At 71.2% G+C, this 12,807-nt stretch carries 12 protein-coding genes and 1 other RNA gene; 3 read left to right on the top strand and 10 right to left on the bottom strand.

The features are described from left to right. Window positions 1-80 precede the first annotated feature (80 nt). The gene (locus ASF82_RS04065) at window positions 81-1,022 is read right to left on the bottom strand and encodes a GDP-mannose 4,6-dehydratase (protein ID WP_056053682.1); all 942 of its coding nucleotides are present in this window, start codon (window positions 1,020-1,022) and stop codon (window positions 81-83) included. Window positions 1,023-1,029: 7 nt separating this feature from the next. After that, window positions 1,030-2,022 carry a GDP-mannose 4,6-dehydratase gene (locus tag ASF82_RS04060; protein ID WP_056053676.1) on the bottom strand — a complete coding sequence of 331 codons (993 nt, stop codon included), beginning with the start codon at window positions 2,020-2,022 and terminating at the stop codon, window positions 1,030-1,032. Window positions 2,023-2,103: 81 nt separating this feature from the next. Between ASF82_RS04060 and ASF82_RS04055 the strand changes: the two genes are divergently transcribed. From ASF82_RS04055 to ASF82_RS04045, 3 genes are all read left to right on the top strand, one after another. Then, a complete protein-coding gene (locus tag ASF82_RS04055) occupies window positions 2,104-2,856 on the top strand; it encodes a CPBP family intramembrane glutamic endopeptidase (RefSeq protein ID WP_056053673.1) in 753 nt (250 codons plus the stop codon). Between the two features lie 187 nt (window positions 2,857-3,043). Then, a complete protein-coding gene (locus tag ASF82_RS04050) occupies window positions 3,044-3,481 on the top strand; it encodes a hypothetical protein (RefSeq protein WP_156369907.1) in 438 nt (145 codons plus the stop codon). A gap of 252 nt (window positions 3,482-3,733) precedes the next feature. Further along, a complete protein-coding gene (locus tag ASF82_RS04045) occupies window positions 3,734-5,254 on the top strand; it encodes a hypothetical protein (RefSeq protein ID WP_056053666.1) in 1,521 nt (506 codons plus the stop codon). A gap of 356 nt (window positions 5,255-5,610) precedes the next feature. On the opposite strand, the gene ssrA is transcribed toward ASF82_RS04045, so the two are convergent. The 8 genes from ssrA to ASF82_RS04010 form a co-directional block, all read right to left on the bottom strand. Beyond that, window positions 5,611-5,988, bottom strand: a transfer-messenger RNA (tmRNA) gene (gene ssrA, locus ASF82_RS15135). A gap of 96 nt (window positions 5,989-6,084) precedes the next feature. Beyond that, window positions 6,085-6,561 carry an SsrA-binding protein SmpB gene (gene smpB, locus ASF82_RS04040; RefSeq protein ID WP_056053663.1) on the bottom strand — a complete coding sequence of 159 codons (477 nt, stop codon included), beginning with the start codon at window positions 6,559-6,561 and terminating at the stop codon, window positions 6,085-6,087. Window positions 6,562-6,686: 125 nt separating this feature from the next. Beyond that, complete coding sequence (gene ftsX / locus ASF82_RS04035; RefSeq protein WP_056053660.1) at window positions 6,687-7,601, bottom strand: permease-like cell division protein FtsX; 915 nt, start codon at window positions 7,599-7,601, stop codon at window positions 6,687-6,689. Next, window positions 7,598-8,341 carry a cell division ATP-binding protein FtsE gene (gene ftsE / locus ASF82_RS04030; protein WP_056055785.1) on the bottom strand — a complete coding sequence of 248 codons (744 nt, stop codon included), beginning with the start codon at window positions 8,339-8,341 and terminating at the stop codon, window positions 7,598-7,600. Before ftsE ends, ftsX begins: the two co-directional genes overlap by 4 nt. A gap of 217 nt (window positions 8,342-8,558) precedes the next feature. Next, entirely contained in the window at window positions 8,559-9,665 is a 1,107-nt protein-coding gene (gene prfB / locus ASF82_RS04025) for a peptide chain release factor 2 (RefSeq protein ID WP_056053657.1), read from the bottom strand. 103 nt (window positions 9,666-9,768) lie between these two features. After that, on the bottom strand, window positions 9,769-10,377 hold the full coding sequence (locus tag ASF82_RS04020; RefSeq protein ID WP_056053654.1) for a hypothetical protein: 609 nt from the start codon (window positions 10,375-10,377) through the stop codon (window positions 9,769-9,771). A gap of 89 nt (window positions 10,378-10,466) precedes the next feature. Further along, complete coding sequence (locus ASF82_RS04015; RefSeq protein ID WP_056053651.1) at window positions 10,467-11,369, bottom strand: hypothetical protein; 903 nt, start codon at window positions 11,367-11,369, stop codon at window positions 10,467-10,469. A 259-nt stretch (window positions 11,370-11,628) separates the two neighbouring features. Next, window positions 11,629-12,795 (bottom strand): cysteine desulfurase family protein, encoded by a 1,167-nt coding sequence (locus ASF82_RS04010; protein WP_056053650.1) that lies wholly within the window; start codon window positions 12,793-12,795, stop codon window positions 11,629-11,631. Window positions 12,796-12,807: the final 12 nt, after the last annotated feature.

The raw sequence follows: 12,807 nt of genomic DNA, 5'->3' as shown, positions 1-12,807 counted from the left end.
ATCGTGCCACATGAGCCACCCTCGCTCGGGGAGGCTGTCGTCGACGTCCTCGTGCCATGCCCTGGCGACGCGAGAGCGGATCAGCGGAGCAGGTCCGCGTCGACCATCGAACCGACGATCTGGTCGAAGGTGACGGTGGGCCGCCAACCCAGGCGACGCCGGATCTTCGACGAGTCACCGACGAGCTCGACGGCGTCCGTCGGGCGGAGGAAAGCCGGATCGACCCGGAGGCGCCCCTCGGGATCCTGCACACCAGCGTGTCGCAGAGCAGCCAGCGCGAACTCGCGGACGGAGTGCGCCTCGCCCGTGGCCACGACGAAGTCGTCAGCCACGCGCGCCTCGGCCACCAGGGCGATGGCTTCGGCGTAGTCGGGAGCCCAGCCCCAGTCGCGGCGGGCATCGAGGTTGCCCAGCGACAGGTGGTCCGAGCTCCCCTGAGCTATCTGCGCCGCGCCCGCCGTGATCTTGCGAGTGACGAAGGCATGGGGCCTGCGAGGCGATTCGTGGTTGTAGAGGACGAGGCTCGACGCCGACATGCCCCGGGCCCGGTAGGCGCCGACGAGGAGATGCCCGTACGCCTTGGCTGCGCCGTACGGGTTGGTGGGAGCCACGGTCGTCGCCTCGTCCTGGGGGCTCGACGACGGCGAACCGAAGATCTCGGCGCTGGATGCCTGGATGAAGTGGGCCGGAGTCTCGACGGATGTCCGTTCGACCGCCGCGAGGAGGTTCGCGACGGCAGCACCGTTGAGGAGCGCCGTCTCCACCGGTTCAGACCACGACCGGGCGACCGAGCTGATCGCGGCGAGGTTGACGACCACGTCGGCGCGAACGGTCGCGACCACGGCGTCGACCGCGGGGAAGTCCGTGAGGTCCGCCTCGTGCAGCGTCATGCTGCCGCCGAGGCCCTGTTCGACGTCGCTGGCCGAACGGACCAGGGCGTGACAGTCCCACCCTCGTCCGTTCAGCGCCTCAACGAGGTAGCTCCCGGTCTGTCCGGCCGCCCCGGTGATCAGCGCACGCACGACGACCTCACGCGGTGCCGTTCGTGACGCGCTCCATGTCGGCGTCGACCATCATCGTGACCAGCGTCGGGAAGTCGACCTTCGGCGACCAGCCGAGTGCCTCGCGCGCCTTCGCCGAGTCACCGATGAGGAGATCGACCTCGGCGGGACGGAGGAAGTCGGGGTTCTGGCGCACGAGGCCTGACCAGTCGTCGATGCCGACGTGGGAGAAGGCCACGTTCAGGTACTCGCGGACCGACTGCGTGGCGCCCGTCGAGATGACGTAGTCGTCGGCGGTGTCCTGCTGCAGCATCAGCCACATCGCCTCGACGTAGTCTCCGGCGAAGCCCCAGTCACGCTTCGCGTCGAGGTTGCCGAGCTCGAGGAACTCCTGCTTCCCCTGAGCGATGCGGGCGACCGCGAGGCTGATCTTGCGGGTGACGAACTCGGGGCCGCGGAGGGGCGACTCGTGGTTGAACAAGACGCCTGAGGAGGCGTGCATGCCGTAGGACTCGCGATAGTTGATGGTCATGTAGTGCCCGTAGACCTTCGCGACGCCGTAGGGCGACCGAGGCCAGAGAAGCGTGGTCTCGCGCTGCGGGACCTCCTGGACGCGACCGAACATCTCGGAGCTCGACGCCTGGTAGAAGCGGATCTTCGGGGCGTCGTCGCCGGCGTAGAGCCGGATGGCCTCGAGCATGTTGAGCACGCCCAGGCCCGTCACCTGGCTCGTGAGCTGCGCGTTCTCCCACGAGTAGGCCACGAAGGAGATGGCACCGAGGTTGTAGACCTCGTCGGGAGCCGACGACTTGAGGGCTCGGAGCAGGCTCGACTGGTCGAGGAGGTCCCCCGTGAGGACGGTGACCTCAGGGGCGAACTCGCGGAGGAGGGGGATCTTGGGGTTGTTCTGCCCCCGGACGAGGCCGAAGACCTCGTAGCCCTTGGAGATGAGGAGGCGGCTCAGGTACATGCCGTCCTGGCCCGTGACACCCGTGATGAGGGCTCGCTTCTGCGTCTGCATGGGCTAAACCTATCCATACCGACCGGTACTACGAGGTCGTCCCGGACATCCAGGACGCGCGGACCGTCGTAGTTTGACCTCATGACACGTCGCGACCTCGACCCCGCCGAGCACGTCCGCGAGCGGTCCGCCGCGTGGGACGTCCTCTACGCTGCCCTGGCCCTCGCGGCGGTCGTCATCGCGTCGGACGTCGTCGGTGACCTGCTCCTGCGCTCCCCCGGGGTGCCGCCGCTCGTCTCGGTCGTCGTGTCGTACCTCGTCATCTGGGTGCCGCTGCTGGCGGCGGTCGTCTTCGCGACCCTCGGTCTCGGGCGGGCGGGCGCGCTGCGACGACTCGGCCTGCGCCTCCGCCCCCTCGACCTCCTGTGGGGCGTCGGCATCGGCCTCATCGCCCGCGTGCTCGACGCCGTGGTCAACCTCGTCGTCGTCGGCAGCACGGGCCTCGAGCCCGTCCCGACCATCGACGGCGGGCCCGCCGCCGGCGTGCTGGTCGCGACCGTGCTCGCACGGGTGCTGCTCGCGCCCGTCGTGGAGGAGGTCTTCTTCCGGGGGTTGCTGCAGCGCTCGACGGCGAGGCTGCTCTCGACGCCGACACGACTCGACGCCCGGGGGGCCGCGGTCATGGCCGTCATCACGACGTCGCTCGTCTTCGCGCTCCTGCACGCTCTCGTCGGGAGCTTCTCCCCCGCGGGGCTCCTCGTCACCCTCGTCAGCACCACGATCTTCGGCCTCCTCGTCGGGACGCTCGCGGCGCGGACGGGACGCATCGGCGGGGCGGTCATCGCGCACGTGGCCTTCAACGGCCTGGCCGTGGCCGCCACCTGGCCCGTCTGACCCGACCGGGCTCTGACCCCCTCTTCTGGGGGTGCGACCAAGTTCGCCTGGAGGACAGCGAGCGAACAGACCCGTCCTTTTCCGATACTCTCGGGTATCGAGATGCTGTACCGGAACGTCTCGCCAGCCCTTGCCCTGAGCGCGAAGTGGGCGCATGATGCCCGACATCCCCGAGAGAGCCGACCCCGTGACGATGTCCCTCCCCTGGCGCCCCATCCTCGCCGTGACCGCCGTCGCCGCGCTCGCGACCGGCGGCGCCTTGCTCACCCTGCTCCCGGCGTCCACCGGCGAAGAGAGCCTGATCGTGACGACGCCGACGAACGGCTCCGACTCAGCCACCCGGTCGGTCGTCGTGTCGGGCACGGGCACCGACGACGCGATCGTCCGCATCTACGACGCTCACTCGAACGCGATCCTCCTCGGCAGCACCAAGGTGATCGACGGGACGTTCTCGACCGTCGTCGAGTACGCCGACGACGCCCCCGAGCGCCAGGGCCTCTACATCGACGCGATCAAGGAGGACGGGTTCCTCGACGCGGACGTCGTGGACATCACGCTGCCCGCCGTCGAGACAGACCCCACGACCACGGGGTCGTCCTCGGCCACGGCCAGCACCCCGCGCTAGCGGAGCCTGCGCCAGCTCGTCCTGGTCACGGGCCGAACCACCCGGTCCGGGCGAGCTTCCACCTGGAGGGTGACCGCCGCCTCCGCAGGATCACCTGGCCGGGAAGCGCACAGCTCCTAGGCAGGGGCACAGCTGTCGCATAGCGTCCCGAGAGGGGGCGATCACCGACTGCCCCTGTGCAAGTCTTCCCGGTGCTGGGCCAGGGCGACGAGCGATGAAGCTCGAACACCGATCAGAAAGCACCAATACCACGTGAAGAACAAGTTCTCCTGGCGCCGTGCGCTCGCCGTCCCGGCAGCGTTGACGCTCGCCCTCGGCGGGGTCCTGCTGACCTCCACCGCCGCCTCCGCCGCTCCCGGCAACCTCGTCATCGACAGCCCGGCTGAGGGCGCTACCACGACGTCGCGCACCGTCACCGTCACGGGCTCGGCTGTCCCCGGGGCAGTCATCAACATCTTCAGCGACTCGACGCGCGCGACGCGTCTCGTCCAGACGACGACGGACCGCACCAGCGGCGCCTTCACGGCGACCCTGCCGACCTACGCCGACACGGTGCCGGTCTCGCAGAGCATCTTCGTCGACGGCCTCGTCGGTCTGAGCGGCTTCGACCAGCCGATCACCCGCGCCTTCAACCTGCCCGCCGTCGCACCGGCCCAGACCTTCTCGGTCACCTCGCCGACCGCCGGCCAGCAGGGGTCGCGCACCGTCACCTTCTCGGGCACCGGCAACGACGGCTCGACCGTCAACGTCCTGCGCACCGACGGCACCCGTCTCGTCCCCACCGCCCTCGTCGTGGTGAACGGCGCCTGGAGCGCCGACTACACGTACGCCGAGACCGAGGCGCGTGAGCAGACCGTCAACATCAACCAGGTCTCCGGTGGTGCCGGCACCGGTGCCGCCAGCGTCACCTTCGCCCTCCCCACCGGCCAGACGCTCGTCGTCGCCACCCCGGTGGAGGGCTCGACCGTCGCGTCGCGCACCGTCACTTTCTCGGGCACCGGCACCGCTAGCTCGTCCGTCAACGTGCTCGACCCCATCACCGGTGAGCGCGTCGGCGCGCAGACCGTCGTCGGCTCCGACGGCACCTGGTCGACCACCGTCGTCTTCGCCGACGACGCCGAGGTGGCCCAGAGCGTCCGAGTGACCCAGGTCACCGGGGCCTCGGGCTCCGGCGACGTCACGCGCAGCTTCAACCTCCCCGCGGCCGCGGTGACCCCCGACGCCGTCGCCCCCGCGGCGCCGGTCATCACCTCGCCCGTCCCCGCCCAGGTCGTCGTCGGCCAGGACGTCACGATCAGCGGCACCGGCACCCCCGGCGCCAACATCGCCTTCCTGCTGTACCCGACCGACGAGGCGCCGGCATCGTCCGGCCCCCTCGAGGACGCCATCACCGACTCGGTCATCGTCGTGGCCGCCGACGGCACCTGGAGCTCGACCGTCCGCATGGTCAAGCCGGGCGAGTACTCCGTCGTCGCCATCTCGTTCTTCGCTGACGCGAACGGCGAGCCCACCCTCGACGCCGACGGCTTCCCGCTGATCTCCGAGCCCTCCAACGTCGTGGAGTTCCGCGTCGCCGCTGCCACGCCGATCACCCCCGCCGGCACCTCGGCCACGCCCGTGCGTGCCGCCGGCAGCCTGGCGTTCACCGGTTCTGACGACTCCAGCCTCGTGATCGGCCTCGGCGCCGCCCTCACGCTGGCCGGAGCCGGCCTCGTCCTCGCGGCCCGTCGTCGCCGTGCTCAGCTGAGCACGGTCGACGCGCAGCAGGACTAGCAGCACCCGCCACACCGCAGCACCCGAGCCCCCTCCGCCCCAGCAGCGGAGGGGGCTTCGGCGTGCGGCCCCAGCCCCCGGGGAGGCGCGGGTCGGCACCCAGCCCCGCCCGCGACTCCCCCGCCCCCGCGGCCTCCACCACGCACCACGTCCTCGCACCGGAACCACGTCGTCGCACCGGAACCACGCAGCGGCGTGGTGCGCGGGCGAGGACGTGGTGCGCCAGCACCGACGGGCCGCAGCTGCCCGCACGACGAAGCCCCCTCGACCGGAGAGGTCGAGGGGGCTTCGGGGGCCACCCGCCCGCCGGTGCCGAGGCACGGGGCGGGACGAGCACGGAGTGTGACAGCGGCCGGTGGTGGAGATGGGGGGAATTGAACCCCCGTCCATCGCTGAGATTGCACGCATTCTACGGGCGTAGCCAGATGAGACGTTCTGCTCGGCCCCGACCTTTGCTACTGGCTTCTAGGTCGACGGGCCCAGCCCGAGTGCAAGTCCCGCGTGACCCCCAGGCGTAGTCACGCAGCGAGCCCTCTAGATGACGTCAGGGACTGGTTAGAAGGCGGTCACCAGACTGACGGACTTCATGTGGCTCTACTGCTTACGCAGCGAGAGCGAAGTCAGTGCGCTTGTTATTGGCACTTATTGTTTTCCAGAGATCGTTTACGAGATAACCCTGGATCCTCGGCCCGCTTCTCGTTCGCACACAGGCGATGTCGAAACCGATCATCCCCGTGAGGGGCCGTTGTCACACTCTGTGCTGTTGTCGGGAGAACCGTTCCGCGCGTTCCCGCGCGGCCTTCCAGTGTAGGCCCTGGGGGCCCGTTCGGCTACTCGCCGAGGTGCTTACGGGCCGACATCGCCGACTCCGCCTCGCGGGTCGCCGTGCGCTCGCGCAGGGTCTGCCGCTTGTCGTACTCGCGCTTGCCCTTGGCGACCGCGATCTCGACCTTCGCCCGGCCGTCGCTGAAGTAGATCTTGAGCGGGATGACGGTGAACCCGCCCTCCTTCGTCTTCTGCCCGATCTTGACGATCTGCTGCTTGTGCAGCAGCAGCTTGCGCTTGCGCCGCGGCGCGTGGTTGTTCCACGTGCCCTCGGTGTACTCGGGGATGTGCACGGCGTCGAGCCAGGCCTCCCCGCCCTCGACGAAGGCGTAGCCGTCGACGAGCGACGCCCGCCCCTGCCGCAGCGACTTCACCTCGGTGCCGCTCAGCACGATGCCGGCCTCGTAGGTGTCGTCGATCGTGTAGTCGTGGCGCGCCCGGCGGTTGGTGGCCACGACCTTCTCACCGCGCTCTTTCGCCACGCTGTCTCCTGGTCGTCATGGGTGGTGCTGCCTGGTGCAGGCAGCCTGTCAGCATACAGGCTCAGACCTGAGGGAGGCGCGGTGCCGGTCAGACCGGCACCACGCCTCCCCCAGGCCCTCGCGCCCTAGACCTTCAGGTACCGACGGATGGCGACGTTGGCCGACAGCGCCGCGAGCAGGATGCCGATCACGACCACGAGGGGCACGACGATCGCCGTCTCCTGCAGGCCGATGAACGGCGTCGACGCGAAGTTCTCGACGAGGTAGCCCTTGACGAAGAAGTTGACGATCGCGATCAGGGCCCCGCCGGCGAGCACCGACCCGAGCAGGGCGGCGATCACGCCCTCGAGGATGAACGGCGTCTGGATGAACCGGTTCGAGGCCCCCACCAGCCGCATGATGCCGAGCTCTCGCCGTCGGCTGAACGCGCTGAGGCGGATCGTCGTGGCGATCAGCAGCACGGCCGCGATCAGCATCAGCACCGCGATGCCGATCGCGGTGTAGCTCGCGGCGTTCAGCACCGAGAAGATCGGGTCGAGGTAGCCGCGCTGGTCGACGACGCTCTGCACGCCGGCGAGGCTCGAGAGGCTCTCGGTGAGGACGTCCGACTGGGTCGGGTCCTTGAGGTTCACCCAGAAGGTCTCGTTGAGGTACGACGGCTGCACGAACTCGGTCGCCGGGCTGTCGGCGAACTGCGTCGTGAAGCGGTCGTAGGCCTCCTGCTGCGTCTCGAAGTACGAGCGATCGACGAAGGGCGCCAGCACGTCGCTCGAGAGCTGCGCCTCGACGCCGTCGATCTGGTCCTGCGTCGCCTTGGCGCCCGTGCAGTTGCCGGTCGTGTCGGTGTCGGTGCAGAGGTAGACGGCCACCTGGGCCTTGTCGTACCAGTACCCCTTCATCTGGTTGATCTGCAGCTGCAGCAGGGCGGCGGTGCCGACGAAGGTCAGCGAGATGAACGTGACGAGCACGACCGAGATGACCATCGAGGCGTTGCGGCGCAGGCCGCTGCCGACCTCGCTGAGGACGAGTCCGAGCCTCATGCGTCCGCTCCCCTCGTGCTCAAGTCCTCGACCCCGATCGCCTGGATGGGCACCGCCTGGGTCTGGTAGCCGCCCTGGCGCTCGTCGCGGAGGATGTTGCCGCCCGACAGCTCGATCACGCGGCGCTGCATCTGGTCGACGATGCCGGCGTCGTGCGTGGCCATGATCACGGTCGTGCCGCCGGCGTTGATGCGCTCGAGGAGGGTCATGATGCCCGCGCTGGTCGAGGGGTCGAGGTTTCCCGTCGGCTCGTCGGCCAGCAGGATGGACGGCTTGTTGACGATGGCGCGCGCGATCGCGACGCGCTGCTGCTCACCGCCCGAGAGCTCGTGCGGCAGGCGCTGCTGCTTGCCCACGAGGCCCACCATCTTGAGCACGTCGGGCACCGCCTCCTGGATGAAGCCCTTGCTCTTGCCGATCACCTGCAGGCTGAACGCGACGTTGTCGAACACGCTCTTCTGCGGCAGCAGGCGGAAGTCCTGGAAGACGACGCCGAGGTTGCGGCGGAAGTACGGCACCTTGCGGCTCGACAGCGTGCTGAGCTTCTGGCCGAGGACGTGGATCTGGCCGGTGCTCGGCTTCTCCTCCTTCAGCACGAGGCGCAGGAAGCTGGACTTGCCGGAGCCGCTCGCCCCGACGAGGAAGACGAACTCGCCCTTGAGGATCTCGAGGGTGACCGAGTTCAGCGCAGGCCGGGGGTTGCCGGAATAGACCTTGGTGACTTCATCGAATCGGATCATGACGGGGATCACCCTAAGCCGAGGCCGCGCCCATCCAGGCAGCGACTCGCTGCGCCGCCCCGCCCGCGGCGGCTATGGATCCGCTGACAGGCAGGAGTCGCGGGTCGGCCCCGCAGCGCGACGCCCGTCGCGCAGACGCGGACGTCGCCGCCCGGCTCAGCGGTCGCANGCGGTCGCCCGGGCTCAGCTGTCGTCGCGGCTCAGCGGTCGCCCGGGCTCAGCTGTCGTCGCGCTTGCGCCAGCGGATGCCCGCCGAGATGAAGCCGTCGAGGTCGCCGTCGAAGACGTTCGACGGGTTGTTGACCTCGTGCTCGCTCCTCAGGTCCTTCACCATCTGGTACGGCGCGAGGACGTAGCTGCGGATCTGGTCGCCCCAGCTGGCCGTGATGGTGCCGGCGAGCTCCTTCTTCTTCGCGTTCTCCGCCTCCTTCTGGAGCAGGAGGAGGCGCGACTGCAGCACGCGCATGGCGGCGGCGCGGTTCTGGATCTGGCTCTTCTCGTTCTGCATCGAGACGACCGTGCCGGTGGGGATGTGGGTCAGGCGCACGGCCGAGTCGGTCGTGTTGACGCTCTGGCCGCCGGGGCCCGACGAGCGGAACACGTCGACGCGGATCTCGTTCTCGGGGATGTCGATCGACTCGGTCTCTTCCATGAGCGGGATCACCTCGACGGCGGCGAAGCTCGTCTGGCGCTTGCCGGCGGCGCCGAAGGGGCTCATGCGCACGAGGCGGTGCGTGCCGGCCTCGACGCTCAGCGTGCCGAAGGCGTAGGGCGCGTCGATCTCGAAGGTGGCGCTCTTGATGCCCGCCTCCTCGGCGTAGCTGGTGTCCATCACGGTGGCCGACATGCCGTGCTTCTCGGCGTAGCGGAGGTACATGCGCAGCAGCATCTCGGCGAAGTCGGCGGCGTCGACGCCGCCGGCTCCGGCGCGGATCGTGATGACGGCGGGGCGCGGGTCGTACTCGCCGTCGAGGAGGGTCTGCACCTCGAGGGTGTCCATCATCTTCTGGAGCGCCTTCAGCTCGACCTGCGCCTCGTCGGCGCTCTCCTGGTCGTCGCCGTCGTTGGCCATCTCGACGAGCACCTCGAGGTCGTCGAGCCGCTGCTCGGTGGTCTCGAGCTTCTCGAGCTCGGACTGGCGGTGGCTGAGGGCGCTGGTGACCTTCTGCGCGTTCTCCGTGTCGTCCCACAGGTCGGGGGCGGAGGCCTGCTCGCTGAGCTGCGCGATCTCGGCGACGAGGCGGTCCTGACCGATCACCGCACGGATGTCCTCGAACGTGGCCCGGAGGGCGGCAATCTGCTCAGAGAAGTCCAGTGCGATCATGGTGCCCGAGCTTACCGGCCCGGGGTGCGAGGGGCGTGCGGGGCCTGCCGGGCCCGCTGGGTCTGCCGGGCCCGCTGGGTCTGCCGGGCTCGCCGGGTACGACTCAGCGCCGGGCGCGGGCCACGCCCGCCTCGCGCAGGGCGACGTCGGCGAGGGCCCGCACCACGGCGGGCTCCCCCGCGCGCCAGTCGGCGACCGGGTCGGGCGACACGGCGAGCGCCGCGCGGGCGTCACGGCCGGTGAGGGCGCGCAGCGCGAGCAGCTCCTCACCACCGGGCGTCGCGAGCAGCGACCGGGTCGAGGAGGCGCGGCGCACGAACCCGACGCGCCCGCGCAGCCACACCCACAGCACGACGACGCTCGGCACGCCGGCGACGACGAGGCCCGCCACGAGGGAGGCGCGGGCCACGCCCTCCTGCTGCTGGCGGCCCGCGTCGGCGAGGGAGCCGCCCGCCCCGCTCGCCCCGTCGAACGGCGCGCTGGCCGCGCCCCCGACGAGCGGCAGGTCGCCCAGGGTGCGCGAGGCGTCCTGCATCGCTCCCTGGAAGCCGGCCCCCGCCTCCTCGAGCTGTCGGCCGAGGTCGGCGAACCCGGCGATGAACTGCGCGATGGCGACGCCCACCACGACGAAGACGACGACGAGCCCCACGGCGACGAGGTCGCCCGCCACCTGCCGGGCACGGACCACGGGCGACGACGAGTAGATCTGCATGCCCCCAGTGTCGACCGTCAGCCGTCGAGGTGCCCCTTCCTGGGCCCTCGACACGGAGCAGGGCCCAGGAACCGGCACCTCGATGGCCGTCACCGCCTCAACAGGCGAGCGAGGCGGGCGACGAGCGCCCGGGCCTCCGCCCCGTGCAGGTCGTCGTCGCTGACGAGCACCACCCGCCAGCCGTCGTCCTCGAAGCCCTCACGGCGGCGGAGGTCGTAGCGCCAGGTGTCGCGGTCCTCGCGGTGGTGGTCGCCCTGGAACTCGAGGGCCACGCGCGGCGAGGCCCAGCTGAGGTCCGGCTTGCCGAGGTACGAGCCGTCGGCGGCGAAGCGCCGCACGTTGACCTCCGGCTCGGGCAGCCCGGACCGGACCACGAGGAGTCGCAGCGCGGTCTCTCGAGGAGAGTCGACTCCCGCCCGGACGAGCGAGACCGCGCGCCGGAGCGACCGCGCGCCGGGCCGGCCGTGGGCTCGGGACGCGGCCTCCTGCAGGTCCGCGACGGGCAGCAGCCGCGCCCGCGGGTGCGGCGACCACCCGCCCACCAGCGCGTCGCCGAGGGCGACGAGCGTGTCGACGGGCACGTCCGCCGCCGCCTGGACGAGGGCCTCCAGCGGCTCGGCCACGGGCAGGCCGTCCAGGCTGTGCGACGACGCTGCCGAGTAGCGGTGCCCGACCACGCCCGGGCGTCGCCGCTGCCGCGCGACAGGGTCGGAGACGTGCAGGTGTCGCGACTCCTCGAGCCACCTCGGCAGGGGGAGCCCCCAGAGGCCGAGCGCCGTGACGTGGGCGAAGTGCTCGTGCCGACGGAGGAGCGGGGCGAACTCCTCGCACCGGCCGCGCAGGTCGACCGCCTGCCGGGCCGACCGTGCTCCCCGGTGCGGCGCTCGGAGGTCGCCCGCGCGGAGCCTGTCGTAACGCAGCCCGACCTCGAGCGCCTCGGCCACCGAGAAGGGGCGGGACGTCAGCTCGGAGGGCAGGGGGCGCGGTCGCATGCCAGGAGCGTGCCGGGCCGTGGGCCGCCCCACCGACCGCAGCCGACGCTCTCGGGACGACCCGCGCCTCCTCGGCCCTGGGGAGGGATGACGCTCGCGCGCATCGAGGTGACTCGTCCTGGGGCCGAGAGCTCCGCGAGCCCCCAAGAAACGTCACCCGGGGATGACTCACATCCACCCCGCGCAGCGAGATGACCCTTCCTGGGCCCTCGGCGCCCGCGAGGCCCCGGGAAGAGTCACCTGGACGCGCGAGGTCGCACTAGCGGGCGCCGAGGGCGGGGGCGCGGTCGGCGTAGCCGGCGCGGGTCGCGCGGGCGACGGCCTCCGGCAGCGCCGCGAGCAGCGCGTCGACGTCGGCGTCGGTGCTCGTGTGCCCGACGGTCATGCGGAGCGCGCCCCGCGCCTCCTCGGCCGTGAGCCCCATCGAGAGCAGCACGTGCGACGGCTCGGGGATGCCTGCCTGGCACGCCGACCCCGTCGACACGGCCACGCCGGCGGCGTCCAGCAGGAAGAGCAGCGAGTCGCCCTCGCACCCGGGGAAGGTGAAGTGCGCGTTGCCGGGCAGCCGGTCGACCGGGTCGCCCCGCAGCACCGCGCCCGGCACGGCGCGCCGCACGCCCTCGACGAGCCGGTCGCGCAGGGGCTCGTACGGCTGGTGCGGCTGCTCAGCCGCGACGGCGAACGCGGCGGCGGCCGGGGCGTCCTGCGTGCCCGACCGCACCTGCCGCTGCTGCCCGCCGCCGTGGATCAGCGGCACCACGGTCGCCGAGCGCGCCAGCACGAGCGCACCGATGCCGATCGGCCCGCCGATCTTGTGGGCGCTGACGCTCAGGGCGGCGAGCCCCGTCGACCGGAAGTCGATCGGCACCTGGCCGTAAGCGGCGACCGCGTCGCAGTGCACGGGCACCCCGTGGGCCGCGGCGAGCGCGACGACCTCGTCGACCGGCTGCATAGTGCCGACCTCGTTGTTGGCCCAGAGCAGCGTGACGAGCGCCACGTCGTCGTGCTCGTCGAGCGCCGCGGCGAGCGCGTCGAGGCGCATGCGGCCGAGCTCGTCGAGCGGGATCGTCGTGACGACGGCGCCCTCGTAGCGCTCGAGCCACTCGACGGTGTCGACGGTGGCGTGGTGCTCCCCGCCGGGCACGAGGAGTCGCGGGCGCGGCCGGTCGGACTGCCGCGCCCACCAGAGGCCCTTCACCCCGAGGTTGACGGACTCGGTGCCCCCGGAGGTGAAGACCACCTCGATCGGGTCGCAGCCCAGGGTCGCCGCGACGCGCTCGCGGGACTCCTCGAGCAGCCGCTTCGCGCCCTGGCCGGCGGAGTGGATGGACGACGGGTTGCCGACGGTGCCGAGCGCCGCCGTGTACGCCGCGAGCGCGGCCGGGTGCAGGGGCGTGGTGGCGGCGTGGTCGAGGTAGACGCTCATGCCCGGCTCCTC

This window comes from Frigoribacterium sp. Leaf164 (genome assembly GCF_001423665.1).
GTDB classification, from domain to species: Bacteria; Actinomycetota; Actinomycetes; order Actinomycetales; family Microbacteriaceae; genus Frigoribacterium; species Frigoribacterium endophyticum.
This window is presented reverse-complemented; position numbering and strand designations above follow the sequence as displayed.

Coding starts and splice junctions, on each gene's coding strand:
- ASF82_RS04060 (WP_056053676.1), bottom strand. CDS start 2,022: ATGCAGACGCAGAAGCGAGCCCTCATCACGGGTGTCACGGGCCAGGAC.
- ASF82_RS04055 (WP_056053673.1), top strand. CDS start 2,104: ATGACACGTCGCGACCTCGACCCCGCCGAGCACGTCCGCGAGCGGTCC.
- ftsX (WP_056053660.1), bottom strand. CDS start 7,601: ATGAGGCTCGGACTCGTCCTCAGCGAGGTCGGCAGCGGCCTGCGCCGC.
- ftsE (WP_056055785.1), bottom strand. CDS start 8,341: ATGATCCGATTCGATGAAGTCACCAAGGTCTATTCCGGCAACCCCCGG.
- prfB (WP_056053657.1), bottom strand. CDS start 9,665: ATGATCGCACTGGACTTCTCTGAGCAGATTGCCGCCCTCCGGGCCACG.
- ASF82_RS04020 (WP_056053654.1), bottom strand. CDS start 10,377: ATGCAGATCTACTCGTCGTCGCCCGTGGTCCGTGCCCGGCAGGTGGCG.
- ASF82_RS04015 (WP_056053651.1), bottom strand. CDS start 11,369: ATGCGACCGCGCCCCCTGCCCTCCGAGCTGACGTCCCGCCCCTTCTCG.
- ASF82_RS04010 (WP_056053650.1), bottom strand. CDS start 12,795: ATGAGCGTCTACCTCGACCACGCCGCCACCACGCCCCTGCACCCGGCC.